At 65.2% G+C, this 16,677-nt stretch carries 16 protein-coding genes; 4 read left to right on the top strand and 12 right to left on the bottom strand.

What is annotated here, in order from left to right:
* Positions 1 to 10: 10 nt before the first annotated feature.
* The 4 genes from KYC_RS21735 to glmS all read right to left on the bottom strand — a co-directional run bounded on the left by KYC_RS21735 (position 11) and on the right by glmS (position 6,145).
* Positions 11 to 2,488, bottom strand: a complete 2,478-nt coding sequence (locus tag KYC_RS21735; RefSeq protein WP_008166487.1) for a TonB-dependent siderophore receptor — start codon at positions 2,486 to 2,488, stop codon at positions 11 to 13.
* Positions 2,489 to 2,608: 120 nt separating this feature from the next.
* Positions 2,609 to 3,574: a FecR domain-containing protein gene (locus KYC_RS21730; protein WP_008166485.1), complete on the bottom strand. Its 966-nt coding sequence runs from the start codon at positions 3,572 to 3,574 to the stop codon at positions 2,609 to 2,611.
* An 11-nt stretch (positions 3,575 to 3,585) separates the two neighbouring features.
* On the bottom strand, positions 3,586 to 4,089 hold the full coding sequence (locus KYC_RS21725) for a sigma-70 family RNA polymerase sigma factor (RefSeq protein ID WP_008166484.1): 504 nt from the start codon (positions 4,087 to 4,089) through the stop codon (positions 3,586 to 3,588).
* Between the two features lie 223 nt (positions 4,090 to 4,312).
* Positions 4,313 to 6,145, bottom strand: a complete 1,833-nt coding sequence (gene glmS, locus KYC_RS21720) for a glutamine--fructose-6-phosphate transaminase (isomerizing) (protein ID WP_008166481.1) — start codon at positions 6,143 to 6,145, stop codon at positions 4,313 to 4,315.
* A 150-nt stretch (positions 6,146 to 6,295) separates the two neighbouring features.
* On the opposite strand from glmS, the gene KYC_RS21715 reads away from it, so the two are divergent.
* From KYC_RS21715 to KYC_RS21705, 3 genes are all read left to right on the top strand, one after another.
* Positions 6,296 to 6,784: an Lrp/AsnC family transcriptional regulator gene (locus KYC_RS21715; RefSeq protein ID WP_008166480.1), complete on the top strand. Its 489-nt coding sequence runs from the start codon at positions 6,296 to 6,298 to the stop codon at positions 6,782 to 6,784.
* A 107-nt stretch (positions 6,785 to 6,891) separates the two neighbouring features.
* Positions 6,892 to 7,206 carry a hypothetical protein gene (locus KYC_RS21710; RefSeq protein WP_008166478.1) on the top strand — a complete coding sequence of 105 codons (315 nt, stop codon included), beginning with the start codon at positions 6,892 to 6,894 and terminating at the stop codon, positions 7,204 to 7,206.
* Positions 7,206 to 7,937 (top strand): nucleotidyl transferase AbiEii/AbiGii toxin family protein, encoded by a 732-nt coding sequence (locus KYC_RS21705; RefSeq protein WP_008166476.1) that lies wholly within the window; start codon positions 7,206 to 7,208, stop codon positions 7,935 to 7,937. Before KYC_RS21710 ends, KYC_RS21705 begins: the two co-directional genes overlap by 1 nt.
* A 21-nt stretch (positions 7,938 to 7,958) precedes the next feature.
* On the opposite strand, the gene KYC_RS21700 is transcribed toward KYC_RS21705, so the two are convergent.
* The 6 genes from KYC_RS21700 to KYC_RS21675 form a co-directional block, all read right to left on the bottom strand.
* Positions 7,959 to 9,017 carry a glycosyltransferase family 4 protein gene (locus KYC_RS21700; protein ID WP_008166475.1) on the bottom strand — a complete coding sequence of 353 codons (1,059 nt, stop codon included), beginning with the start codon at positions 9,015 to 9,017 and terminating at the stop codon, positions 7,959 to 7,961.
* Positions 9,014 to 10,336 carry a UDP-glucose dehydrogenase family protein gene (locus KYC_RS21695; protein WP_008166473.1) on the bottom strand — a complete coding sequence of 441 codons (1,323 nt, stop codon included), beginning with the start codon at positions 10,334 to 10,336 and terminating at the stop codon, positions 9,014 to 9,016. Before KYC_RS21695 ends, KYC_RS21700 begins: the two co-directional genes overlap by 4 nt.
* A 120-nt stretch (positions 10,337 to 10,456) precedes the next feature.
* A complete protein-coding gene (locus tag KYC_RS21690; RefSeq protein WP_050814925.1) occupies positions 10,457 to 11,869 on the bottom strand; it encodes an MFS transporter in 1,413 nt (470 codons plus the stop codon).
* On the bottom strand, positions 11,842 to 13,215 hold the full coding sequence (gene glmU / locus KYC_RS21685) for a bifunctional UDP-N-acetylglucosamine diphosphorylase/glucosamine-1-phosphate N-acetyltransferase GlmU (RefSeq protein WP_008166469.1): 1,374 nt from the start codon (positions 13,213 to 13,215) through the stop codon (positions 11,842 to 11,844). Before glmU ends, KYC_RS21690 begins: the two co-directional genes overlap by 28 nt.
* 71 nt (positions 13,216 to 13,286) lie before the next feature.
* A complete protein-coding gene (locus tag KYC_RS21680) occupies positions 13,287 to 14,069 on the bottom strand; it encodes a PhaM family polyhydroxyalkanoate granule multifunctional regulatory protein (RefSeq protein ID WP_008166467.1) in 783 nt (260 codons plus the stop codon).
* 43 nt (positions 14,070 to 14,112) lie between these two features.
* A complete protein-coding gene (locus KYC_RS21675) occupies positions 14,113 to 14,787 on the bottom strand; it encodes an outer membrane lipoprotein (protein ID WP_008166465.1) in 675 nt (224 codons plus the stop codon).
* 131 nt (positions 14,788 to 14,918) lie between these two features.
* Between KYC_RS21675 and KYC_RS21670 the strand changes: the two genes are divergently transcribed.
* Positions 14,919 to 15,137, top strand: coding sequence for a DUF3717 domain-containing protein (locus KYC_RS21670; protein WP_008166463.1), 219 nt, complete (start codon positions 14,919 to 14,921; stop codon positions 15,135 to 15,137).
* Positions 15,138 to 15,153: 16 nt separating this feature from the next.
* On the opposite strand, the gene KYC_RS21665 is transcribed toward KYC_RS21670, so the two are convergent.
* On the bottom strand, positions 15,154 to 15,759 hold the full coding sequence (locus KYC_RS21665) for an SCO family protein (RefSeq protein WP_008166461.1): 606 nt from the start codon (positions 15,757 to 15,759) through the stop codon (positions 15,154 to 15,156).
* 17 nt (positions 15,760 to 15,776) lie between these two features.
* Entirely contained in the window at positions 15,777 to 16,670 is an 894-nt protein-coding gene (gene cyoE, locus KYC_RS21660; RefSeq protein ID WP_008166459.1) for a heme o synthase, read from the bottom strand.
* Between the last annotated feature and the right edge of the window lie 7 nt (positions 16,671 to 16,677).

The raw sequence follows: 16,677 nt of genomic DNA, 5'->3' as shown, positions 1-16,677 counted from the left end.
TTCATTGAAATCACCAGCTATAGCTCAATGTCCCCACCACGGCACGCCGGTTGCCGTAAAACACGGACTGGTCGTAGAAACCCGGGGTGAAATAGCGCTTATCAAAGAGGTTGGTCGCACTAATCGAAGCGCGCAAGCCTTTGAGATCTTGACTCAACTGACCCAGGTCATATCGCACCACCGCATCAACCAGGGTGTACCCACCGATCTTGATCGTATTGGCCGCGTTGTAGGACGACCCAACATACCGGACGCCGCTGCCCAGGCCCAGCCCGGCGAGCGGCCCGGTGCGCACGGTGTAGTCGACGAATAGGCCCGCCATGTGACGCGGCACCGATGCTGGGCGCAGGCCCTTCTTGCTAACGCCGGTGACGAGATTGGCATTGTCCTTGGTAATCTCGGCATCCAGATAGGTGTACGACGCCGCCACGTTCAGGCCAGCGGCCAGCGTGGTCTTCGCTTCCAACTCCAGCCCGCGCGAGCGCACCTCGCCGTCCTGCACCGAGTAGCCGGAATACAAAGGGTCCGCGGTGGTGACGTTTTGCTGCGTCAACTGGAACAGGGACGCCGTGATCATGCTGTCGGAACCTGGAGGCTGGTACTTGATGCCGACTTCATACTGTTTGCCCTTGGTCGGATCGAAATTGCCGCCACCCCGTGCCGGCGCCAGCGTGCCCGAGGCGGGCTGAAACGACGTGGAGTAGCTGACGTACGGTGCGATGCCGTTGTCGAAAAGATAGGTTACTCCGCTACGGCCAGTGAAGGCCTCAGAATTGACCTTGCTGGACGCATCGGACAGATAGTCGGATTCCTTGTTGGTGGCCCAGTCGTAGCGGCCGCCCAGCGTCAGGATCCAGCGCTCATAGCGCAGTTGGTCCTGCGCATACAACCCGGTCTGATAGACCTGGCTCTTGCCGTCCACCGATTTGAAGCTGTTCCACGTGGTGGTATTGGTGTAGACGGGATTGAAGATGTCCACCGTGCCGTTGGTGCCCCCGGTGCGGGACTCGCGGCCGGAATAGTACCCGTAGTCCAGGCCAGCCAAAACGGTGTGCTGCACGGCACCCGTCGAAACGCGGCCTTCGACATTGGTGTCGACCAGGAAGGTGTCGGTGCTTTTCGGGCGGTCCTGCATGCCGAACGTGTAGTAGCGTCCGTCGGTCAGTTGCGCGCTGTTGCGTGCGCCGCTGGACACGTAATCCACGTTGGCGTGCGTGTAGCGGGCTTTTTGACGCACGGTCCAGTTTTCCGTGGCGGCATGTTCGACTTCATAGCCGACCGAGGTGTTCTCGACCGTGTAGTGCGTCAGGTCGGGTTGCCCCAGAAAGACGTCCGACGGGAAGCGGCCGGCCGGGTTGTCATTGACTGTGCCGGTCAGTGGCAGGCTTTGTTCCGAACCGCCGCGCTTGGATTTCTGGTAGCTCGCGTAGACGGTGACGTTGGTCCGGTCGGTGGGACGCCATGTCAGCGACGGCGCCAGATAGAACCGGTCGTCGGGCGAATGGTCGACTTGGGTGCCACTGTCGCGCGCCACGCCGGTGATGCGGTAAAGCCACTTGCCCTCCTGGTCCATCGGACCTGCGAAGTCGAACGCAGCCTGTCGGCGGTCAAAATTCCCGCCCTGCAATTCGATTTCATGCAGCGGCGTTTCGGTCGGGCGCTTAGTCGTCATGTCGACCAGCCCGCCCGGGGCGATTTGCCCGTACAGCACGGACGACGGCCCCTTGATAACGTCGATCCGTTCCAGCCCGTAGGTCTCGATATCGATGTCGTACTGGTTAAACCCCGCGCGCAGGCCGTCCCGGAACGTCGAAAACAGGTTGAAGGCGCGGAAACCTCGAAGGTAGATGTCGGGCGCGCCTTGCCCGCCGGGGTAGTCGATGGCGCGAATGCCGGGTGTGTACGCCACTGCGGAATTGAAATTCTGCACGCCCCGCTGATCCATTTCTTCGCGACTGACGACGCTGATAGCTTGGGGAATCTCGATTAGGGGCGTATTGGTCTTGGTGCCTGCCGACGAACGCAGCGCTACGAAGCCGTCGTCGGCTGGCCGCTCGGAAGAGGCGGTCACGGCGATGCTGGGGAGGGTGACCACGGATCCCGCTGCGGGCAAAGCCTGCAGCGTGTAAGCGCCCTGCGCACCGCGGACGGCCTGCAATCCACTACCCGCCAGTGCAACCGCGAAGCCCGCATCCACCCCATACGCGCCATGCACGCCGGCAGAGGTCAAGCCGCGCGTTTGCGCGGCATCGAACGAGATGGCCACGCCGGCTGCGCTTGCATACTGGCTGATCACTTGGGCCAGCGGCCCGCCTGGGATGTCGAAGTGGCGGACGGTGGACTCGGAGGCCATGACGGCGCCTTGCGCATGCAGCATCGGCGAGGCAAGCAGAGCCGACGCCATGAACAATAGCGCCAAATGGAAAGGCAAGGCGCGCAGGCGCAGGCCGCGGACGGAAATCGAGTGAACAGAGGGGTTGTACGACATGAAGTCTCTCAGGAAAGCGTGAAATAAAGGTTCTGCCTGAGAGGACGAACGAAACGGCCCGAAGACGCAAATTCTTCAAAAATAAATTTGGACGGTTCCTGAGCTCGGCGTCCGCACGCTTCAACGCGCGACAAGCTGGGTCCAATAGCCCAGCACCCGCTCGGTCTTGACCGGAAAGCCCTGCGTCAACGCGGCCAGGGCCTGATCGGTGTTGTCCAGCGGAAAAGAGCCCGACACCAGCAGTTGGGCAACATCGGCGTCGCACCCAAGACCGCCGCGCCGATATCTGCCCAGCTCGGCCGCCAGTTGGCCCAGCGGCATGTCCAACGCGACGAGGTTGCCACTAGTCCATGACGCAGTAGTGATGTCGTTTAGCTTGGCGGGTTCGACGGTGTCTCGGCTGAACCGCGCTTGCTGGCCAGCATGCAGGACGACGGCCCCCTGCCCCTGTACGGGTTCAATGCGAACCGACTTTTCCAGGACGGCCACGCGCGTCCAGCCACCTTCGGTCTTGACCATGAAACGCGTGCCGAGCGCGGTGGCCGTGCCCTGGCGCGTTCGCACGAGGAAGGGGCGCGGCTTGGCGGCGGGGTCGGGATGCGTGGAGACCAGAATGGCGCCCGATCGCAGGTCCAGGATGCGCGCCTGGACGTCGAACGTGACGTCGACGGCGGTATCGGTGTCCATCAGCATGGACGAGCCGTCCGCAAGCTTGATGTTGCGCCGTTCGCCGACGGCGCTGCGGTAGTCGGCAGCCCAGCCTTCCCACGGCAGGGTGCGCCATCCCAGCCAGGAGGCGGCGCCGGCGCCTGCCACGAGGCCGATGGTACGCAACACTGCGCGGCGCGACGCCTTGGCCGGCGCCAGCGTGGGGCGGGCGATGCTGCCTGGCAGGCGGCCCATCTGGCGGCAGACCTGCTCGACCTTGCCCCACGCGGCGCGGTGGGCGGCGTCGCTGGCGAGCCAGAGGCTCCAGGCGTGGCGATCGTTGGCGGTAGTGGCTTCCGAACTAAGGCGCACGTACCAGGTGGCGGCCTCCTTGATGGCGCGCAGATCCCGCGCGCTGAGCGGTGTCTCCGTAGACATCGGCGTGCCGCTCACGGCAAGAGCAGGCAGCAATGCGCCATGGCGCGCGCCAGATAATTGTCCACGCTGCGACGCGATATCCCCAGACGGCGGGCAATCTCAGCATAGGGAAGGTCTTCGCACTGCGCCATCAAGAAGGCCTGCTTGACCTTTAAGCCGAGTCCGTCGAGCATGGCGTCAATCTCGATCAAGGCGCTACGCAACACGGCCAGCGTTTCGAGCGAAGGCACCTCCTGCGGTGGGAGTGCGGCTAAAACCTCGAGATAGGTCCGCTCCAGCGTTTGGCGCCGGAAGAAATCGATCATCAGGCTTTTGGCAATGGTCGCCAGATAGGCGCGCGGTTCCCGAATCTCAGCGGCCGGGTCGGCGTTGGCCGCGCCGCATCGCCCTGTATGCGTCTTCAACACCCTGACGAAGGTGTCCTGCATTAGATCAGCCGCATCGAACGGATCGCCCACACGACGGCGCAACCACCCCAGCAGCCACCCATGGTTGTCGCTGTAAAGCGTATGCATCGCTGATACGGCAGCGGGAGGAATGGTGGACACCAGGCGCTCCGGATTGAAAATTTAGTAATGAGAATTACTATCAATTCTCCATCAAACCTGCCGATCTTGGCAAGCCGCGCCTGAGTGGCCGTAATGGGTCGAAGGCGGCCGATCGTCGACGATATGGTGCGTTCGACTCGCGACCGACTTTATTTCCAGTTTTTTAAGCCGGGCCGAAGCCCGGCCCGCATCACTCCACCGTCACGCTCTTCGCCAGATTCCGCGGCTTATCCACATCCGTGCCGCGCGCGCATGCCGTGTGATACGACAGCAGTTGCAGCGGCACCGTGTGCAGAATCGGCGACAGCTTGCCGTAGTGCTCGGGCATGCGGATCACGTGCATGCCTTCGGCGCTCTGGATCTTGCTGTCCGCGTCGGCGAAGACATACAGCTCGCCGCCGCGCGCGCGCACTTCTTGCATGTTGGACTTCAGCTTTTCCAGCAGCTCGTCCTTGGGCGCGATGGTGACGACCGGCATGTGCTCGGTGACCAGCGCCAGCGGGCCGTGCTTGAGTTCGCCGGCCGGGTAGGCTTCGGCGTGGATGTAGCTGATTTCCTTGAGCTTGAGCGCGCCTTCCAGCGCGATCGGGTAGTGCATGCCGCGGCCCAGGAACAGGGCGTTTTCCTTGGAGGCGAAACGATCGGCCCAGGCCATGATCTGCGGCTCCAGCGCCAGCACCGAGCCGATTGCGGCCGGCAGGTGGCGCAGCGCCTTCAGGTGCTCGGCTTCCTGCTCGTCGGTGAGCCTGCCGCGGACCTGCGCCAGCGTCAGGGTCAGCAGGAACAGCGCAGTCAGCTGGGTGGTGAAGGCCTTGGTCGACGCCACGCCGATTTCGACGCCGGCGCGCGTGATGTACGACAGCTTGCACTCGCGCACCATGGCGCTGGTGGACACGTTGCAGATGGTCAGCGTGTGTTCCATGCCCAGCGAACGGGCGTGTTTCAGGGCGGCCAGCGTGTCGGCGGTTTCGCCGGACTGCGAGATGGTGACGACCAGCGAGCGCGGGTTGGGCACGCTGTCGCGGTAGCGGTATTCGCTGGCGATTTCCACGGCGACCGGAATCTTGGCGATAGACTCGATCCAGTACTTGGCGGTCAGGCCGGCGTAGTAGCTGGTGCCGCAGGCCAGGATCAGCAGGGAATCAATGTCCTTGAAGATCTTGTAGGCGCCGTCGCCGAAGAGTTCCGGTGTGATGGCTTCGATGTCCTGCAGCGTGTCGCCGACTGCGCGCGGCTGCTCGAAGATTTCCTTCTGCATGTAGTGGCGATAGGGGCCCAGTTCGGCGGCGCCGGTGTGCACGTGCACCGTGTGCACTTCGCGTTCGACGTTCTTGCCGGCGGCGTCCACGATCCAGACGCGCGAGAGCTGCAGGTCAACGACGTCGCCATCTTCCAGGTAGATGATCTGGTCGGTCGTACCGGCCAGCGCCAGCGCGTCGGAGGCCAGGAAGTTTTCGTTCTGGCCCACGCCCACCACCAGCGGCGAGCCTTGGCGCGCGCCCACAACACGGTGCGGTTCGTCGCGGCAGAAAACGGCGATGGCGTAGGCGCCATGCAGGCGGCGCACGGCGTTCTGCACGGCTTCGAACAGGTCGCCCGCGTACAGGTGGTTCACCAGGTGCGCGATGACTTCGGTGTCGGTTTGGCTTTCGAAGACATAACCCACGGCCTGCAGCTCGGCGCGCAGTTCGTCGTGGTTTTCAATGATGCCGTTGTGGACCAGCGCGATGCGCGGCTCGTCGTTGCCCAGGTGCGAGAAATGCGGATGGGCGTTGTGCGTGGCCGGCACGCCGTGGGTAGCCCAACGGGTGTGGGCGATGCCGGTAAAGCCCGAAATCTTGTCCTGCGCGATCTGCTCGCCCAGTTCGGCAACGCGCTGCGTGCTGCGCGTGCGGCGCAGATGGCCGTCGGCGTACACGGCGACGCCGCAGGAGTCGTAGCCCCGGTATTCCAGGCGCTTGAGGCCTTCAACGAGGATCGGGGTGATGTCGCGCTGGGCGACGGCGCCAACAATGCCGCACATAGGAGAGACTCCGGTAAGTTCGTGTACCGACGCATTGTGCGCGACCCCATAAGAAATTTGATTTCTTAATGTTGGCAAATTTGGTAGTTAATTCCCTTACACAAATGTGATTAAATAATCTTTCTTGCATAACTGATTTTTGAATTAATCATGCAAAACACGCCGATTTCACTACCCGAACTGGATGATCTGGACCGGCGCATTCTTGAACAGTTACAAGAAGACAGCTCACTGACCAATCAGGATCTCGCCGCAAAGGTGCACGCATCGCCGCCCACCTGCCTGCGCCGCGTGCGCCGCCTGATTGAAGAAGGGGTGATCGACCGGCAGGTGGCCATCCTGTCCGCCCAGAAACTGGGCAGCACGCTGACGGCGATCGTAGAGATCACGCTGGACGTGCAGGCCGCCGAAAGCCTGGATGCCTTCGAGCAAAGCATGCTGACGGAACCCGCGGTGCTGCAGTGCTACCGGGTGTCGCCGGGTCCGGATTTCGTGGTGATCGCTCAGGTCAAGGACATGCCCGCCTACCATGCACTGGTGCACCGCGCGTTCACCGCGCAGGCCAACGTGCGCAACGTGCGCACGTTTTTCTCGGTGCATCGGGCCAAGTTCGAAACGCGGATCGACGTGCGGGCGTGAGCAACTCAGCGCACAATATCGGCTGAATACCGAGCGCACCGCCGACCTGCGGTGGATAATCCACCCCGGACGGGCCAAAGTCCCCATGATTCTGCCAGGAGCATCCCTTGCCCAAGCAGTCGACTCAGTATCTCGAGATGATCGCGACTCACCTGAACGCGCCCTACGGACACGTGGTGGACGCGAATGATGTCGCCGCGGCGTTGCGTTCCGGCAATCTGTCTTCGGCATCGGACGATGCGCTGGCGAATGAGCTGCTGGCCCACATGTTTCTCGAACTGGAACCGGAACTCATTGGCCGCGCCAGTTTCGAAGCAGGGGTTCGGCTGGAAGAGGCGCAAGCACTCTATCAGCTGGCCCGCGATCGTTTTGGATTGCCCAGGTCCACTCGCTGGGAAGATGCCCTTGAGGGGGTGCTTTGATGAGCACGACACGGGCAGACATCCAGCACCATCGCACAGCCGGCCCATGGAGGACCCTGGAAGCGCGCGCGCAGATCCTGGTTAATGACGCCCGCCGTCACGGTGGCGATTCCTTCCAGCCGGTGCTGGGCGGTGGCACACGGTTGATGCTCGCGCTCGAACATCGCATCAGCGATGATATCGACCTGTTCGTCGACTCCCCTGGCTGGCTCCCCTATGTCTCACCGCGACTCAATGACATGTTTGAGGATGAGCTTGCGGGCTACAACGAAGACAATGCTCACGTGAAGCTGCGTTTCGCCGAGGGTGAGATAGATTTTGTCGTTGCGGCGCCCTTGCTCCCCGACGCGCCGAATATCTGGAACCCGCCCGCTGCTGAAACGCGGTTCCCGTTGGAGCCGCCAGCGGAAGTCCTGGCCAAAAAGCTGTTTTTCAGGGGCTGGGCGCTGACCGCCCGAGACTTGTTTGACTGGGTTGTCCTGCAAACAGAGGCGCCCCACGGCGCGATCCCGGAGCAGGCTTTGGCTTCGCTGCTGAAAGCCAAGCTTGAAGGGCTGGACGCCGCGCTGACGCATATGGTGCAACGGCCGTCCCAGCGCATTGCGTGGGATCGGATCAGAGCTCACCAGTTGCCAGACCTGGATCGGACGGCACAATGGGCAAAGGCCAAGATCGCCGAATGGGCCAAAATTGCCTCCGCTGACCGCAAGGCTTCCAACACGCCACACTAACCGTGTGGCGCCAGGTCGAGTCTACCGCCGCCCGACCAGCCTCTCAAACTGCGCCAGATACCGGTTGCCCATCTTCTGCACGTCGTGCTCGTTGCGCACGTATTCGTAGGCGCGTTCGGTGACTTCCTGGCGGAAGGCCGCGTCGTCCAGGCAGCGGGCCATGCCGGCCGCCATGGCCTGGTGGTCGCCCACGGCGCACAGCACGCCGCGGCCGTCGGCCAGGCTTTCCTTCAGGCCGCCGGCGTCGGTCGACACCACGGGCACGCGCTGCAGGAAGGCGTCCAGCACGCTGCTGCCCAGGGCTTCTTCTTCGGAGCTCATGACGAAGACGTCCAGGATGCTATAGAAGTCCTCGACGCCCTTGCGGAAGCCGGCGAAGCGGTAGACGTCCTCGATGCCGAGCTTGCGGGCTTCGTCCTTGGCCTGCTGTTCGCGGTCGCCGCCGGCGCCGAAATGCAGGAAGATGAAGTCGCGGCGGGTCCGGGCCAGTTCGCCCACGGCGCGCACCAGCGTGACGGGGTCCTTGTCGCGGATGAGCGCGGCGGACGTCGCCATGACCTTCTTGCCTTCCAGGTCGAATTCGCGGACCAGGCTTGCGACGTTTTCGGTGTTGATCTGATGGGGCTCGACCGCGCTGCGGATGATGACGGGTTCGATGCCAAGACGGCGCGGTTCGCCTGCGGCCATTTCGCTGATGGCGACGAACAGGTTCGTGTGCCGCCATTTGAAGCCGGTCTTCCATTCGTCGCCCGGCTTGACCACGAACGACGTGCGCCGGGAAAAGACCACCGGCCGGCGGTGAAGCCACTTGGTCAGCACGGCCCAGGTGATGGTGTTGGCCGTCTGCGCGTGGATGATGTCATAGCGGCTGGCGCCGGCCAGGAAGGCCAGCTGTCCAGGCACGTTGCGGACGGTGTGGGCGACGAAGCCTTCCTGGCGGGCGCGCTCTGCCAGCGGCGCGCCTTCGCGGCACATCACTTCGACGTCGTGGCCGGCTTTGCGGAAGGCGCGCATGCAATACAGCGTCTGCCGCTCGCCGCCCCGCCAGCCCTTTTCGAAGTTCAGTTGCAGGATCTTCATGCGCGGCCGATGCCCGAGTATTCGAAGCCCTGGGCGCGCACGTCGGCGGGCGTGTAGAGGTTACGGCCGTCGATGATCAGCGGCGTCTTGAGCAAGGCCTTGACGCGGTCGAAGTCGGGCGCCCGGAAGACCTTCCATTCGGTGGCGATCAGCAGCGCGTCGGCGCCGTCCAGGGCGTCGTACATGTCGGATGCGAAACTCACGCCCGGCTGGCCGGCCAGGACACGGCCGGCCTCGTGCATGGCGACCGGATCGTAGGCGCGCACCTGCGCGCCGCGGCGCGTCAGTTCGGCGATGGCCGTCAGGCTGGGCGCTTCGCGCATGTCGTCGGTGTTGGGCTTGAAGGACAGGCCCCACAAGGCAATCTTGCGGCCGCTCAGGTCTTCTCCGAAGCGCGCGACCACTTTTTCAGACAGGCGGAACTTCTGCGCATGGTTCGCGGCCTCGGCGGCCTCGATGACTCGCATGGGCAGCCCGTGCTCGGAGGCGGTGTTGACCAGCGCCTGCACGTCCTTCGGGAAGCACGAGCCGCCATAGCCCGCGCCCGGGTACAGGAAGTGATAGCCGATGCGCGGATCGGCGCCAATGCCGCGGCGCACCTGTTCCACGTCCGCACCCAAGGCTTCGGCTAGGTTCGCCATTTCATTCATGAACGAAATGCGCGTGGCCAGCATGGCGTTGGCGGCGTACTTGGTCAGCTCCGCGGAGCGCACGTCCATCACCATCAGGCGGTCATGCGTGCGCTGGAAGGGTTCGTAGATGCGGCGCATCACGCCGACGGTGTAGTCGTCGTCTGCGCCGACGATCACACGGTCCGGGCTCATGAAGTCGTTGATGGCCGCCCCTTCCTTCAGGAATTCGGGGTTGGACGCCACCGTGTAGGGAATGTCCACGCCGCGCTCGGCCAGTTCCTTGGAGACCACCGCCCGCACTTTGTCGGCCGTGCCGACGGGAACGGTGGACTTGTCCACGATCAGCTTGCGCGACGTCATGTGGCGCGCGATGTTCTGCGCGGCCGCCAGCACGTATTTCAGGTCGGCGGAGCCGTCCTCGCCCGGCGGGGTGCCCACGGCGATGAACTGCACGTCGCCGAACGCCACGCTTTGCGCCACGTCGTCCGTGAAATGCAGGCGGCCGGCCTGCACATTGCGGCGGACCAGGTCTTCAAGGCCAGGCTCGTAGATGGGGATGCCGCCCTGGCGCAGCAGCGCGATCTTGGCCGCATCCACGTCCAGGCACATGACATCGTTGCCCATGTCGGCCAGGCACGCTCCCGACACCAAACCCACGTAACCGGTACCCACGACCGTGATCTTCATGCCTGAACGCCTTAAAAATTTGATAGCTTCGCGCCCCGCCAATGAAACCGGGCGCCGGCCGCCATTATAGAAGCGGCCGGCGCCCGGGGTCCGAACTGGCGCAACGGGGCCGGAATACTGCTAGGTCCGCAGCTTGGAAAAGCGGACGGTATTCACCACCACTGCCAGCGCCGCGCACACTGTGCCCAGCACCAGCGCCAGACCGGGCCCGTGGGCCGCGCTGACGCTGAACGCGATCGCCACCAGCGCGGTGCCGAAGCTCTGCCCGAACACCCGGGTGGTGGCCTGCAGGCCGCCCGCCGCCCCGCTGCGCTGGCGGGGCGCGGCGGACAGCAGGGCCCGGTTGTTGGGCGTCTGGAAGAAGCCGAAGCCCACGCCGGCCAGGAACATGCCGACGATGATGGGCCCGTTCGATACCGTCGAAGGCAGCAAGGCCAGCCACAGCATGCCCGCCACCATCGTCGCCGCCCCCACGCCGCTCAGGGTGGCGGCGGAATAGCGGTCGGACAGGCGTCCCGCCAGCGGCGCAATGATGGCCGTGCCCACGGGCCAGGCCCCCATCAGCATGCCCACCTCCAGGTAGGGCCGGCCCAGCACCTGCTGGAAATAGAACGGCAGCGACACGTACGAGGCCATCTGCGCGGCGAAGGTGCATGCGGACGCGCCCACCGCAAAGGCCAGCGGCCGGATGCGCAGCAGGTCCACGGGCACCAGCGGCGCGGGCTGCCGGCTGGCCCGGCGCACCAGCACCATGCCCGCGACCGCCGCGATGGCCACCAGGCCGATGCCGCGCAGCAGGTCCTCGCCCATCATGTCGACGCCCGAAATGAACACGCCCAGCGTGGCCATGCAGAGCAGGGCGCTGACCCAGTCCAGCTTCACGTCGTTGCGCGGCACTTCGGGCAGATGGCGCAGGCCAAGCATGGCCAGCGCGCAGATGGGCAGGTTGACCGCGAAGATCCACGGCCACGGCGCCACCGACAGGATGGCCGAACCGATGGTAGGGCCCAGCACGGACATGACGGCCACCGTGGTGGCGTTGATGCTGATGCCCCGCCCCAGCATCTTGAGTGGATAGATGTTGCGCACCAGTCCGCCGAACATGCACATGAGCGTCGCGGCGCCCAGCCCCTGGAACACACGCGCGGCAGTCAGCTGCCAAAGCGTGCCGGCCAGGGCGCAGCCCAGCGAGGCCAGCGTGAACAGCACCAGGCCGAACGTGAACATGCGGCGAAAGCCGATGCGCTCGGCCAGCGCCGACAGCGGCAACAGCGCCATGACCACGGCCAGGTTATAGGCGTTGACGATCCAGACCGCCTGCGCCGGCAATGCGTCGAGGTCCTTGGCGATGGTGGGCAGCGCCACGTTCGCAATGGTGGTGTCCAGCACCGACAGGCTGATGCCTGTCATCACGGTGGCCGCCGCCCAGTACCGGCGCGGCGCCGGCAGCCCGTCGGGCGGGGCGGGCCTTGCCGCGCCCTCCGCGCCCGCTTCTTGCCCCGGCGTCACGACTTCTTTACCGGGCGCTGCCATCCGTCAACGACGACCTGCTTGGGCCGCGACACCGTCAGCTTTTCGGCCGGCGCGTCGCGGGTCAGGGTGGTGCCCGCGCCCAGGGTCGCGCCGCGGCCCACGCGCACCGGCGCGACGAGCTGCGTGTCGGACCCGATGAAGGCGTCGTCTTCGATGACGGTGCGATGCTTGTTCACGCCGTCGTAGTTGCAGGTGATGGTGCCCGCGCCGACGTTCACGCGCGCGCCGATATCCGCATCGCCGATGTAGGCCAGGTGGTTCGCCTTGCTGTCCTCGCCCAGCACGCTTTTCTTGATTTCAACGAAGTTGCCCACGTGGCTGCGGTCGCCAAGTTCGGCGCCCGGACGCAGGCGGGCGTACGGCCCCACGCGCGCGTCGCGGCCAACCTGGGCCTGCTGCAAGTGGCTGAAGGCTTCGATATGCGTGCCGGCTCCGACGGAGACGTCGCGCAGTACGCAATGCGGGCCCACGCGCACGCCGTCGGCCAGGGACACCTGGCCCTCGAACACGCAGCCCACGTCGATGAACACATCGCGGCCGCAGCTGAGCGTGCCGCGCACGTCAAAGCGCGCGGGATCGGCCAGCGTGACGCCGGCCTCGAGCTGGCGGCGGGCCTGTTCGGCCTGCCAGCGACGCTCCAGCTCGGCCTGCTGCACACGGCTGTTCACGCCCAGGGTTTCCCACGCGGCGCCCGGTTGGGCCGCGCCCACGGGAACCTCGTCGGATACCGCCAGGCCGACCACGTCGGTCAGGTAGTACTCGCCTTGGGCGTTGTTGTTGTCGATGCGGGTCAGCCAGTTCTTCAGCTTCGCGGTCGGCGCAGTGAGAATCCCGGTGTTCACTTCCTTGATCTCACGCTCGGCGTCCGAGGCGTCCTTGTGTTCGACGATGCGGCACACGTTGCCCTTGGCGTCGCGCACGATGCGGCCATAGCCAGTGGAATCGGCCAGCACTTCGGTCAGCACGGCGGCGCCCTGGCCGCGGGCGTCCAGCAGGCGCTGCAGGGTCTCGGGCTGCACCAGCGGCACGTCGCCGTACAGCACCAGGGTCACGTCGTCCTTGCCTTCGCCCTCCAGCAGCTGCGGCACGGCCTGCTGCACCGCGTGGCCGGTGCCCTGCTGGGGCTGCTGCAGCACAAAGTGCAGATCTTCCTGGCCCGCGAAAGCCTGTTTGACGCGGTCCGCGCCATGGCCGACCACCACGACGATGCGCGCCGGCTTCAGTTGGCGCGCGCTGTCCAGGACGTGGGCCAGCATGGGTTTGCCGGCCAGCGTGTGCAAGACTTTGGGAAGGTCGGACTGCATGCGTTTACCCAGTCCGGCGGCAAGAATCACTACATTAAGCATAAGTTCCAGTAGATATTTGAGGACGTGCGGACGGCCTTGCGGCCGATCCGCGTGTCGATTGAAAGATAGGGTCAGGGCTTGCCGTCGGCAGGCCCGGTGTTCTTGGCGGTCTTGGCCGCGCGCTTGGAGGCGGTGGGCTTGCGCGCCGCCGCCGGCTTCGAAGCCTTGGCATCGGGCTTGGCCGACGCCTTCGGTTCGGCGGGCTTGGCCTTTGCCTCCGCGTCGCCCCCGGCCGCACCCGGCGCCGAAGGCATGGACGCGGCGGTGGCCGCGGCGATCTGGTTGAACTGCTGCTGCAGCAGGTCCCACCATGCTTTGGATGCCGACTGCGCTGCCGCGCCCATCTGCTCGCTCATGCCCGCGGCCGATTCGTGGCCTGCCGCAGCGGACGCGTCTTCAGACTTGGCGTCCGCCTTGACGCCGGCGTCTTCAGCGGCGCCCGCGGAAGCGGGCTTCTTTGGAGCGGGCTTCAGGCCCAGCACCACCTCAAGCGGCGACGCCGCGCCGCTTTCCTGGACGGCGCCCATATCCATGCGGGACGCGCTGTCCACGAAGGCGCGCAAGGTGCTGATGGTGGAGCGCTGCACTTCCATGCCCTGGATGGTGCTGGACAGCATGCTCAGGTTCATGCGCAGCCAGTTCTCCACGGAGCGCAGCTCCGCGATGCGGCGGTCCAGGTCCTCGAGGTTCATCGGCGGCGCCATGGGCAGGCTGCTGGCCAGGCCGCCCGGGCCCGTCAGGCCGGCCCAGGCCTGGCGCATCATTTCCATACTGGCAAGCAGCGGATTGCCCGACAGGTCGGAGTTCTGGCCCATGCCCGGCAGCACGAACGGGTTGGTGTATTGGTCGCTCATTCCAGGTCTCCCCAAAGTCTATGGTTGCCGCCGGCAGCCGGGCTCAACCCGGCAGCAGCTGGTTGTTCTCCACGCGCACGTGATCGCCGGAGGCAAAAGAGAAGGGCTGCGCACTGCGGAATTGGCGCGTGCTGCCGTCGCTCATGCGTACCGTAAGCTCATAGTGCGTCACTGTTTGTTGCTGTCTGATATTACGCTCAACTTCACGGCCTGCCAAAGCGCCGCCGACCGCGCCCAGCACGGTCAGCGCCGTCTTGCCGCTGCCTCCGCCAAACTGATTACCCACGACGCCGCCCGCCACGCCGCCGGCGATGGTGCCGACCAGATGGTCGCTGTTGTCCTTGACGGGCACCTGCACCTGGCGGATGGTCTCGACGACGCCGCAAGTCGCGCAGGCTTGCTGGGCGGGCGCTGCGGCAGGCGCGGAACGAGGCGCGGAAGCCGACGCAGGACGCGCCTGCTGGGATTGCTGGGCCTGGGCAGCGGGCTTGCCGGCCGCGGCTGGCGCGGCAGGTGCGGGCGCCAGGTTCGCGCCTTCAGGGCCGGCCTCGGCCTGGGCCACGGGCTCGTCCGCGTGGGGATTGGCCGAGGGCGTGGGCAGCCAGCCCATCACCGCGGCCACGCCCACCGAGCACATGACGATGACGGCGATCGCCGCGGCGGCGACCAGCGGATGCAATGCGCGACGCGACGACTCGGTTCGGGTGGATGTATTCATGACGATGCTCCATCGTAACTAACCGGCAGTGGTATAGCACCCGGGCGCGGTTTCGGCATGTTGCGATGGTGACCCTTCTTTGCAGGACGAAGGGTGATAGACAGCCCGGCGCATTCGTGGACAATAGGCGAATGGAATCCATCACCCTGCCCCAGCTTGAACAGGCGATCAACTACTGGCGGAATGTTTCGCCATCGGTCGGCGAAGAATCGCGCCTGTGCCCCGAGGCAGCCGCGCTGGCCACGCCCTATGCGCTGATGATCATCGCCCATCAGCGCGAAATTCCCGCTGCCGAACTCAGCGACAAGGCCCGAGCCGCGCTGGCCGCGTGGGAAGCCACGCGGGCCTGAAGGGCCGCGCCTGGCGTCAACCCTTGAGCAGGGCCTGGATGTCCTGCGTCAGGGCGTCAGCCCCGACGTTATTGTTGGCCAGCACGCGCGATTCACCCTTGCCGTCCAGCAGATAGAACGCCGCCGTGTGATCCATGGTGTAGTTGCCGTCCTTGGTGGGCGCCTTGGCGTAATAGGCCTTGAACGACGCGGCGGCCTTCCGGACCTGATCGGGGGTTCCGGTCAGCCCCAGGAAGCGCGGGTCGAACGCCGTGACGTACTGCTTGAGCACCTCGGGCGTGTCGCGTTCGGGATCCACCGTGATCAGCAACACCTGGACGCGATCAGCGTCCGGGCCCAGCTTCTTCATGACTTCCGTCAGTTCGGCCAGCGACGTTGGGCATACGTCCGGACACTGCGTGAAACCGAAGAACACGACGACAACCTTGCCCGCGAAGTCGGCAAGCTGGCGCGTCTTGCCGTTGTGGTCGGACAGTTCCAGGCCACGGCCCAGCTGCGTGCCGCTGATATCGCTGCCCTTGAAGACGGGCTTGCTCTCGCCGCAGGCGGCCAGGGCGGCGGCAACGGCGGCGGCGGCGCCCAATCGCAGGGTCAGCCGGCGGCTGGCGGAAAACACGGACATCGACAACCTCCAGGGGATCAGCGCAACAGGCCGACCCAGTGGTCCACCAGCAGGGCGCCAAAGAGCAGCGCCAGGTAGAGAATGGAAAAACGGAACATGCTGCGCGCCAGCTCGTCGCTGTATTCGCGATAAAGGCGCCAGGCGTACGAAACGAACATGCCGCCCAGCACCAGCGCCGACAGCAGATAGAGTTCGCCGCTCATGCGGATGGCGTAGGGCAACAGCGTCGTCGCCATCAGCGCAATGCTGTACAGCAGGATGTGCAATCGGGTGAACTGATTGCCGTGCGTCACCGGCAGCATGGGCAGGCCGGCCTTGGCGTAGTCGTGGTTGCGGTAGAGCGCCAGCGCCCAGAAATGCGGCGGCGTCCAGATGAAGATGATGAGCACCAGGATCCAGGCCTCGGCGGGCACGGAATCGGCCACGGCTGCCCAGCCCAGGGCGGGCGGCATGGCGCCCGACAGGCCGCCGATCACGATGTTCTGCGGCGTGCGCGGCTTGAGGATGATCGTATAGATGATGGCGTAGCCCACAAAAGTGGCGAACGTCAGCCACATGGTCAGGGGGTTGACCATGTTGTAGAGCACGAACATGCCCGCGCCGCCCAGCAGCCCGGACAGGCTCAGCACCTGGAAGGCCGAGATGGTGCCCCGCGCCGTGGCCCGGCGCGCGGTGCGCAGCATGCGGGCGTCCACTTCCTGTTCGATCAGGCAATTGATGGCGAACGCGGCGGCGGCAAGCAGCCAGATTCCGATCGTGCCGAACAGCACGCGGCGCATGTCCGGAATGCCCGGAGCGGCCAGGAACATGCCGATCACGGCGCAAAACACCGCCAGCTGTGTCACGCGCGGCTTGGTGAGGACGAGGTACTGGCGGAGCAATCCGGATTGAGGAGCGGCAAGACTGGTCATAGTGGAC

Origin of the sequence: Achromobacter arsenitoxydans SY8 (assembly GCF_000236785.1) — a bacterium.
GTDB lineage: Bacteria > Pseudomonadota > Gammaproteobacteria > Burkholderiales > Burkholderiaceae_B > Achromobacter > Achromobacter arsenitoxydans.
Note: the sequence above shows the minus strand (reverse complement) of the source record. Positions and strands in the feature narration are given on the sequence as shown.

Excerpts from the sequence above, each read along its gene's own strand:
- KYC_RS21695 (WP_008166473.1), bottom strand. The coding sequence starts at position 10,336 with ATGAAGATCACGGTCGTGGGTACCGGTTACGTGGGTTTGGTGTCGGGA.
- KYC_RS21715 (WP_008166480.1), top strand. The coding sequence starts at position 6,296 with ATGCAAAACACGCCGATTTCACTACCCGAACTGGATGATCTGGACCGG.
- KYC_RS21705 (WP_008166476.1), top strand. The coding sequence starts at position 7,206 with ATGAGCACGACACGGGCAGACATCCAGCACCATCGCACAGCCGGCCCA.
- KYC_RS21700 (WP_008166475.1), bottom strand. The coding sequence starts at position 9,017 with ATGAAGATCCTGCAACTGAACTTCGAAAAGGGCTGGCGGGGCGGCGAG.
- glmS (WP_008166481.1), bottom strand. The coding sequence starts at position 6,145 with ATGTGCGGCATTGTTGGCGCCGTCGCCCAGCGCGACATCACCCCGATC.
- KYC_RS21670 (WP_008166463.1), top strand. The coding sequence starts at position 14,919 with ATGGAATCCATCACCCTGCCCCAGCTTGAACAGGCGATCAACTACTGG.
- glmU (WP_008166469.1), bottom strand. The coding sequence starts at position 13,215 with ATGCTTAATGTAGTGATTCTTGCCGCCGGACTGGGTAAACGCATGCAG.
- cyoE (WP_008166459.1), bottom strand. The coding sequence starts at position 16,670 with ATGACCAGTCTTGCCGCTCCTCAATCCGGATTGCTCCGCCAGTACCTC.
- KYC_RS21675 (WP_008166465.1), bottom strand. The coding sequence starts at position 14,787 with ATGAATACATCCACCCGAACCGAGTCGTCGCGTCGCGCATTGCATCCG.
- KYC_RS21730 (WP_008166485.1), bottom strand. The coding sequence starts at position 3,574 with ATGTCTACGGAGACACCGCTCAGCGCGCGGGATCTGCGCGCCATCAAG.
- KYC_RS21725 (WP_008166484.1), bottom strand. The coding sequence starts at position 4,089 with ATGCATACGCTTTACAGCGACAACCATGGGTGGCTGCTGGGGTGGTTG.
- KYC_RS21680 (WP_008166467.1), bottom strand. The coding sequence starts at position 14,069 with ATGAGCGACCAATACACCAACCCGTTCGTGCTGCCGGGCATGGGCCAG.
- KYC_RS21690 (WP_050814925.1), bottom strand. The coding sequence starts at position 11,869 with ATGGCAGCGCCCGGTAAAGAAGTCGTGACGCCGGGGCAAGAAGCGGGC.
- KYC_RS21665 (WP_008166461.1), bottom strand. The coding sequence starts at position 15,759 with ATGTCCGTGTTTTCCGCCAGCCGCCGGCTGACCCTGCGATTGGGCGCC.
- KYC_RS21735 (WP_008166487.1), bottom strand. The coding sequence starts at position 2,488 with ATGTCGTACAACCCCTCTGTTCACTCGATTTCCGTCCGCGGCCTGCGC.